We start from the raw sequence: 7,533 nt of genomic DNA, 5'->3' as shown, positions 1-7,533 counted from the left end.
GCGCCGGATCGATCTGCAGCGTCGCCAGCGCCTCTTCAGGGAACGCCGACCGCACGTCCGTCAGCCCCGGCAGACGCAGGTCCGGCTTGTCTGACCCATACTGGCGGATCGCATCGTCATATGTAATCCGTGGGAAGGGCGTAGGCAGTGTCATGCCCGCCGCAGCCCAGGCCGCCGCGCAGAACTTCTCCACCACCGCAAACACGTGCTCGCGACGCGGAAAACTCATCTCCAGGTCAACCTGCGTGAACTCAAGCTGACGATCCGCACGCTGATCCTCGTCGCGGAAACAACGTGCAATCTGAAAATAGCGATCGAACCCCGAAATCATCAGGATCTGCTTGAAGATCTGCGGCGACTGCGGCAGTGCGTAGAACTCGCCCGGATGCACGCGGCTTGGCACCAGGAAATCGCGAGCCCCCTCCGGCGTGGACTTCGTCAGGATCGGCGTCTCGATCTCCAGAAATCCCTGTCCGCTCAGGCTCTCGCGAATGGCCCGCGTAATCTCATGCCGCAACCAGAAGTTGCGCTGCATCTCCACGCGCCGCAGATCAATGTAACGGTATTTGAGCCGTGTTTCCTCGTTCTGAATGGCCTCTTCCGAAGGCGAAAACGGCGCCAGCCGCGTGTCATTCAGAATTCGCAGCTCTGTCGCCTCAATCTCCACCTCGCCCGTTGGCATCTTGGGATTGATCGCATCCTTGTCGCGCAGCCGCACTTTGCCCACCGCTGCCACCACGTACTCCGGCCGCACCTGCTCGCCCTTGAGATGACCCGCCGGCGTCAGCTCTTTATCCAGCACCACCTGCGCAATGCCGCTGCGGTCGCGCACATCCAGAAAGATCAGGTTGCCGTGGTCACGGCGCCGGTTCACCCAGCCCATTACAACCACTTGTTCGCCTGCGTTCGCGGCGCGCAATTCGCCACACATGTTGGTGCGTTCCAGATTGCCTAAAAAGTCGAGCAAAACGTCATTCCTTTGTCGTCTTCAAGAGACACGATCTTGGTCGTGCCATAAGACGATTGATTGAATTGTCGGGTGCCCCATCCATGCGCGTTTTTTAGCGCTTGGGTGGGAAAGCACGAACCCAGCGAAACGTTCTCATTGTTTGAGAACCCCTGCCAGATCCGCGCGCGAAACCTTGGACTGATTACCGGTAGAGAAGTCCTTCACCGTTAGGATACCGGATTGAAGTTCATCCTCGCCCAGAATGACGATGCGCCGCGCCGTGCGATCGGCCGCCTCAAACGACTTCTTCAACCGGAAAGATCCATCTCCCAACTCCACGCTCAGTCCGCCTCGCCGTAACTCACGCGCCAGCGCCAGGGCTGCAGGGTTCAACGCCTCGCCCAGCGGCGCAATATACGCGTCATTCTTCTCGGGCTTGGCGGCCTCCAGCGCCTGCAGCGTCAGCACCAGCCGGTCCTCGCCCATCGCAAAGCCGATCCCCGGAGCCTTCGGCCCCCCGATCGCCTCGCTCAACCCGTCGTAGCGTCCACCGCCCAGCAGCGCATTTTGCGCGCCCAGCCCTCCATGCGTGAACTCAAACGTCGTCCGCGTGTAATAGTCCAGCCCCCGCACCAGCCGGTGATTTCGCGTATAAGGAACATCCGCCGCATCCAGCGCCGCCGTTACCGCGGCAAAGTGCTCCTTCGACGCATCATCCAGCGAATCCACGATCTTCGGCAGCGTCTCGATGATCGCCTGATCCTCCGGAACCTTACAGTCCAGCACCCGCAGCGGATTCGTAACCGCCCGCCGCTGGCAGTCCACGCACATCTTCGGCGCCAGCGGAATCAATGCCTCGCGCAGAGTCTCGTTATACCGCGCCCGGTCCGCAGAGGACCCAACGGAATTGATCTCGAGCGTCCACCCGGTGATGCCCATCTCATCCAGCAGCGTAGCCAGCATCTCCAGCACTTCCGCATCTCTAAGCGGCGACTCGCTGCCCGCCGACGGCGGTCCAATCACCTCTGCCCCAATTTGCGAAAACTGCCGGTACCGCCCCTTCTGCGGCCGCTCCCGCCTGAACTGCGGCCCAATGTAATAGAGCTTCTGCAACTGCCCCGTATCACCAAGCTTGCGCTCGATATATGCCCGCACCACGCCAGCCGTGTTCTCAGGCCGCAACGTCAAAGACTGCGGCTTCTCAGATTGTGCGCGGGCGCGATCCTCCCACGTGTACATCTCCTTCGAGACAATGTCCGTCTCTTCGCCCACGCTGCGTGAGAAGAGCGATGTGTCTTCAAAGACCGGCGTGCGAATCTCGCCGAAGTTGTATCGCGCAAAGACCGCGCGCGCCGTCGCCTCAATGCGATTCCACAGCGCGGTTTCAGGGGGCAGAAGATCGCGCGTGCCGCGCACAGCTTTCAATGTGGCCATAACTCATCTAGTCTAAATGGCCAGAGGATGGCGGCCGAAGGGCGCTAGTCAACAATGCTCGCCACCCGGTCGTGAAGTTCGATCAAGCTTTGAGAGCCATAACGAAGTGCATCCTTGCATGGGGTTGGACAATCCAAACGGCATGGAATATCGACTCCTAGGAGGCTCGGGCCTCAAGGTTCCTGCACTCAGTTTTGGCGCTGCCACCTTCGGCGGCGGTAACGAATTCTTCAAAGCATGGGGCAGCACCGATGTTGCCGAAGCGACGCGCCTCATCGATATCTGCCTCGAAGCCGGCGTCAATCTCTTCGATACGGCCGACGGCTACTCGAACGGCCAGTCAGAAGAGATTCTTGGCCACGCCCTCAAAGGCAAGCGCGAACGATCGCTGATCTCCACCAAGGCCTATTTCCCCATGGGCGACGGGCCGAACGATCGCGGCACCTCCCGCTACCACCTGCGCCAGGCTCTTGAGGCCAGCCTGCGCCGCCTCGGTACCGACTACGTCGACATCTACCATATGCACGGATTCGATGCTCTCACCCCTATCGAAGAGGTTCAGGACACGCTGAACACCTTCGTCCGCGAAGGCAAAGTGCGTTACATCGCCGCCTCGAATTTCTCCGGCTGGCACCTTATGAAATCCCTTGCAGTTGCCGATCGCTACGGCTGGACGCGATTCGTCGGTCATCAGGTCTACTATTCGCTTGTCGGCCGAGAATACGAGTGGGAATTGATGCCTTTGGGCATCGACCAGAGAGTCGGCGCCCTGGTTTGGAGCCCGCTCGGCTGGGGCCGTCTCACCGGCAAAATTCGCCGCGGCAAACCGCTCCCTGAAGTTTCCCGCCTGCACAAGACGTCTGAGCAGGGACCGCCTGTTGCGGATGAGTTTGTCTATAACGTAGTCGACGTACTTGACGCGGTCGCGAAAGAGACGGCAAAGACCATTCCGCAGGTCGCCCTCAACTGGCTTCTGCAGCGGCCCACCGTGTCGTCCATCATTCTCGGTGCCCGCAACGAAGAGCAGCTTCGGCAGAATCTCGATGCCGCTGGATGGAAACTGACTGCGGACCAGGTAGCCAGGCTCGACAAAGCCAGCGCGGTCACACCGGTCTACCCCTATTGGCACCAGCGTAACTTTGTAGAGCGCAACCCGATGCCGGTGTAAGTGCCAGGTCCAAGTTAGTAGTTCCAAGTTCAAAGTTGATGCATCTCTACCCGTCTTCCAACTCAGAACTGCGAACTATGAACTGCGTCTATTCTTCGCGCAGCACTTGCACCGGCTCAACGTGGGCCGCTCGAAGAGCAGGGACCAGAGACGCGCAGCCGGCAACCAGCAATATCAGCAAAATCACGCCGACATACGTTGCCGGGTCAAGCGCAGACACGCCGTACAGCATCGAGCCGATAAAGTGCGAAAGTCCCAGGCCGAGCGCAAGGCCTGCGGCACATCCAATCACTGCCACGCGCAGACCCTGCATCAGAAATCGTGCAACAATCTGGTTGCGCATCGCACCCAGTGCCAACCGGACCCCCACCTCACGCCGTCGCAGCCGTCCCAGGTAGCTCAACGTGCCGTACAGTCCAATACATGCCAGCAGAATTGCGATAGCGGCAAAGAGAGTCAGCAGCACGGTGCGCAGCCGATTCTCCGATGACGCTTCATCCAGATGCTCCTGCAGTGGCGCAAAAGCATATACGGAGCGGGATGGCTCTATCTCGTGAATTCGCCGTCGAATCGTCTCCGCCATCGCCATCGGGTCGCCATGCGTGCGAACGAGGTAATTGGGAAACGGATCCGGCGCGCTGAAGCAGGAGTACACCGTAGGCACCGGTTGCGTGTTCAACCCCTCTTCGCGAGCGTCACCCACGATGCCGCGAATTATGCCCTCGGGTAGGAAGTCGTTGTAGACGGCTCCCGAGACCTGGTGCCCCAGAGCCAGAGTGTCCCCCATGTACTTGTCCGCGAATGCGCGATTGACCATCACGTCGCTGGTGCTCGAGGCCTGCCTGCAGCTTTCACCAACCAGTAGCGGAATCCGCATGGTGTCGAAGTAGCCCGCTGAAACGTACCGGCTGTCTGCGAGGATCGGATGACCCGTTTCCAGCTTGCCGTCGATCTTGAACTCAGTCTGGTACTGCGACGGAACGCCGGGAAGCATCGCCGCCGTCGATGCGGCCTCCACGCCGGGCAATGTGCGCAGGCTCTCGAGCGTACGATCGATGCGCCGGATCACATTCTTCATCTCGCTGGTTTCGCCCCACGACCCACTCACCTGGAACGTCAGCACATGGCCAGGCTCAAATCCCGGATCCACCCGCGCAAGTTGCTGAAAACTGCGCAACAGCAGCCCAGCACCAATCAGCAGGTTCACCGTGAGTGCGATCTGCATTCCCACGAGCATCCATTGAAGGCTGCCACGCGTCGACACCTGGGTTCGGCTTCCAGCAGCCAGCGAGTTCGCCAGGGATCGTCTCGTTCCGCGCAGGGCCGGGAAAAGCCCGCACAGTAAAGTCGTCGCGACCGCGGCCACCAGCGTGTAGGCCACGATCTGCCAGTTGAGCGCGATTTCTTCGGCGCGGGGCAAAGTCTTCGCCAGCAGATGGAAACCACGTGCGGAGGCTGCGGCGATCAGCAGCCCGGCGAGCGATCCAAGCAGGGCAAGCGTAAATACCTCCGACAGGAGCTGACCGACAATTGCAAGCCTTGATGCACCGAGCGAGAAGCGAATCGAAACCTCGTGCTCGCGTTCGGTTGTGCGGGCCAGCAATAGGGCTGCAATATTCGAGCAGGCAATCAACAACAGCAGCGAAACCGATCCGTAAAGCAGCCACAGCGAACTCCGCGTGCTCCCGACGATCACTTCTTTCAGTGCCACCGTTTGGACCGTAAGTTCCGCATCGGGCTTCGGAAACTGTTTGCCGAGCTGGCTCTGCACGGTGGCGAGATCAGCTGCGGCTTGTTCGACCGTTACACCAGGTTTCATCAGCCCGATCACCGTGAACCACGTCTCATCCCGTCGCCGCGCAAACGGCGCATCCGGCGCGCTCGGCGTCCACATATCCACGTCTGCATTCGGAAATTGGAAAGACTCTGGCATCACCCCGATGATCGTCGAGGTGTAGCCGCTTACATGAACCTGCTGCCCCAGCGCCGCAGGATCCCCATGGAACCGCCGCTGCCAGTACCCGTAACTGATGAGCACAGCGCTCGCCCCTCCCCAGTGCTCTTCGTTCGGGGCGAACCCGCGACCCAGTGCGGGCGCAACTCTCATCACCTCCAGAAAGCGCGGTGCTACCAGGCATTCGGTGACCTTCTCCGGCAGCGAACCGGAGGTCTCGGAAAGATTGTCAAAGTAGTACCCGCTGATTGCCTGAAACGTCGAGTTCAGCCGGTTCCAGTCTTCCAGCCGCGCAGGAGCGACGAATGTGTTGGCGTCGCGCCCCTTGTAGTCGTGCTGATAAAGCGCAACCAGCTGGTTGCTACTCGGGAACGGAAGTGCTCGAAGAATGATTGCATCGATTGCTGAGAAGACCGCACTGTTAGCGCCGATTCCGAGACCCAGTGTGACGATGACGACAACGGAAAATGAAAGAGATTTCCGCAAGAAACGTACAGCCGACTTCAGATTGAACAACACGCTTTCAAGCAAAGCGGAGAGATGCACCTCCCGCACCTGCTGCTTAACCTGTTCCCGCCCTCCAAATTCGAGGATGGCGCGACGCCGTGCTTCATCCGGCGGCAAGCCCAGCCTCACGTAAGCCTCCGTCAACTCCGCAATGTGAAAGCTGATTTCCTGCTCAACGGCATTCTCAGGAACTGGTCTACGAGAGCGGCGTCTCCAAATCATCCTTGCCTCCTGGGCACGTTTACCGCGCCGTCTCCAGAATCAGGGCAACCGCCCGCGATAGCCGGTTCCAGGTATCCTCTTCGGCGGCCAGTTGTTTCCGGCCCTTCGCTGAAAGCCGATAGAACTTTGCCTGCCTGCCGTTGTCTGACTCGCCCCAGTCCGCTTCAAGCCAGTCGCGCTTCTCCAGTCGGTGCAGGGCCGGATACAGCGATCCCTGCTGCACCTGCAGAACTTCGTCTGAAATTTGCCGAATGCGTTGCGAGATGCCGTAGCCGTGTACGGGACCAAGAGCTACGACCTTTAGAATGAGCAGGTCGAGCGTGCCCTGAAGCAGGTCCGCCTTTTCGAGTGGGGCCATCGTCCTCTCCTAGACAATCTACCTATAAAAGGCGATATGTAGATTGTCAAGGAGAAGGTGACGAATAGGGACATTGCCAGGCTCTCGCCGCGAGAAACTTAGATGTCCTTATTGCGAATCAGGTCTGTGCCAGCGGTGGTGCTTCTTGTACACATAATGGCCGATCATCCAGCCAAAGGCGCTGCCCACAAGCACATCCGAGGGAAAGTGGTCCTGGCCGAGCACACGTGTCAGGCTCACACCCGTCGCGAGAGTATAGAGGCAAATCTGGTTCAGCCGCGAGGGATACTCATCCGCGAGCACAGCCGCGCTCGACCATGCAATCATGCTGTGAGAAGAAGGAAACGACGAGTCCCAACCGACGTTGGTCTGAAAGAACTTACCCTTGGCGTCATCGACGGTCGGCCGCTCGCGCAAGAAAATCAGTTTCATCCCCTGTTCGACAACCAGGCTGTCGATCATGGCTTCGCCGCCCAGAATACCGGTTTCCCGCGCATGCTCGTTAGCCTTGAATTGTCCGGCTAGGAACAGCACTCCTGGCGCCGCGATGAGGGGAGCAACCAGAACGTTTGAGGCTTTGGTGTTCGCGTCATTGAAGCTGGGATTCTGCGAGACTACTTCTGTCATCGCCTGGTGATCGGTAGCGATAGCGACGGTTACTGCCAGGCCAAGGGGGACAAGGTAGCGCAGTTCCTTTTCACGGATGCGGATTGGGCTCGACCAGATCGCTCCCTGATCCTTCAAAAGATTCAGAGGTGTCGCGCCCAGCGTCACCGGTTCCTGCGGTTGCGGCGCGTTAGGCACCGAGGTCGCAGGCGGCCACGTCTGCGCATCGACGCCGACACACAAAGCGGCTGCAATTAGCAGGAGACCTGCACATCGAGCGTAACGCGGAAAGATCTTGCTGGAGATATTCACTGGCTTCTTCGATGCTAATCGAT

6 protein-coding genes are annotated in these 7,533 nt (G+C 59.5%); 1 reads left to right on the top strand and 5 read right to left on the bottom strand.

Annotated elements, in window-relative coordinates; genetic code table 11:
- Both aspS and hisS read right to left on the bottom strand, forming a co-directional pair.
- On the bottom strand, nucleotides 1-931 hold a 931-nt coding region (aspS, locus tag WA354_RS03465; protein ID WP_472811618.1), incomplete at its 3' end, for an aspartate--tRNA ligase.
- Between the two features lie 171 nt (nucleotides 932-1,102).
- Entirely contained in the window at nucleotides 1,103-2,383 is a 1,281-nt protein-coding gene (hisS, locus tag WA354_RS03460; RefSeq protein ID WP_472811616.1) for a histidine--tRNA ligase, read from the bottom strand.
- A gap of 142 nt (nucleotides 2,384-2,525) precedes the next feature.
- Here hisS and WA354_RS03455 point away from each other — a divergent pair, with 142 nt between their 5' ends.
- The gene (locus WA354_RS03455) at nucleotides 2,526-3,551 is read left to right on the top strand and encodes an aldo/keto reductase (protein ID WP_472811617.1); all 1,026 of its coding nucleotides are present in this window, start codon (nucleotides 2,526-2,528) and stop codon (nucleotides 3,549-3,551) included.
- 88 nt (nucleotides 3,552-3,639) lie between these two features.
- Here the strand turns inward: WA354_RS03455 and WA354_RS03450 are convergent, their stop codons facing one another.
- From WA354_RS03450 to WA354_RS03440, 3 genes are all read right to left on the bottom strand, one after another.
- Nucleotides 3,640-6,234: an ADOP family duplicated permease gene (locus WA354_RS03450; RefSeq protein WP_472811615.1), complete on the bottom strand. Its 2,595-nt coding sequence runs from the start codon at nucleotides 6,232-6,234 to the stop codon at nucleotides 3,640-3,642.
- Between the two features lie 19 nt (nucleotides 6,235-6,253).
- Complete coding sequence (locus tag WA354_RS03445) at nucleotides 6,254-6,592, bottom strand: PadR family transcriptional regulator (protein WP_472811614.1); 339 nt, start codon at nucleotides 6,590-6,592, stop codon at nucleotides 6,254-6,256.
- Between the two features lie 108 nt (nucleotides 6,593-6,700).
- Nucleotides 6,701-7,510 carry a phosphatase PAP2 family protein gene (locus WA354_RS03440; RefSeq protein ID WP_472811613.1) on the bottom strand — a complete coding sequence of 270 codons (810 nt, stop codon included), beginning with the start codon at nucleotides 7,508-7,510 and terminating at the stop codon, nucleotides 6,701-6,703.
- Nucleotides 7,511-7,533 lie beyond the last annotated feature (23 nt).

Source organism: Occallatibacter sp., assembly GCF_049802275.1.
Taxonomy (GTDB): domain Bacteria; phylum Acidobacteriota; class Terriglobia; order Terriglobales; family Acidobacteriaceae; genus Telmatobacter.
The sequence above is the reverse complement of the archived record's forward strand: the minus strand, read 5'-3'. Positions and strand labels throughout refer to the sequence as shown.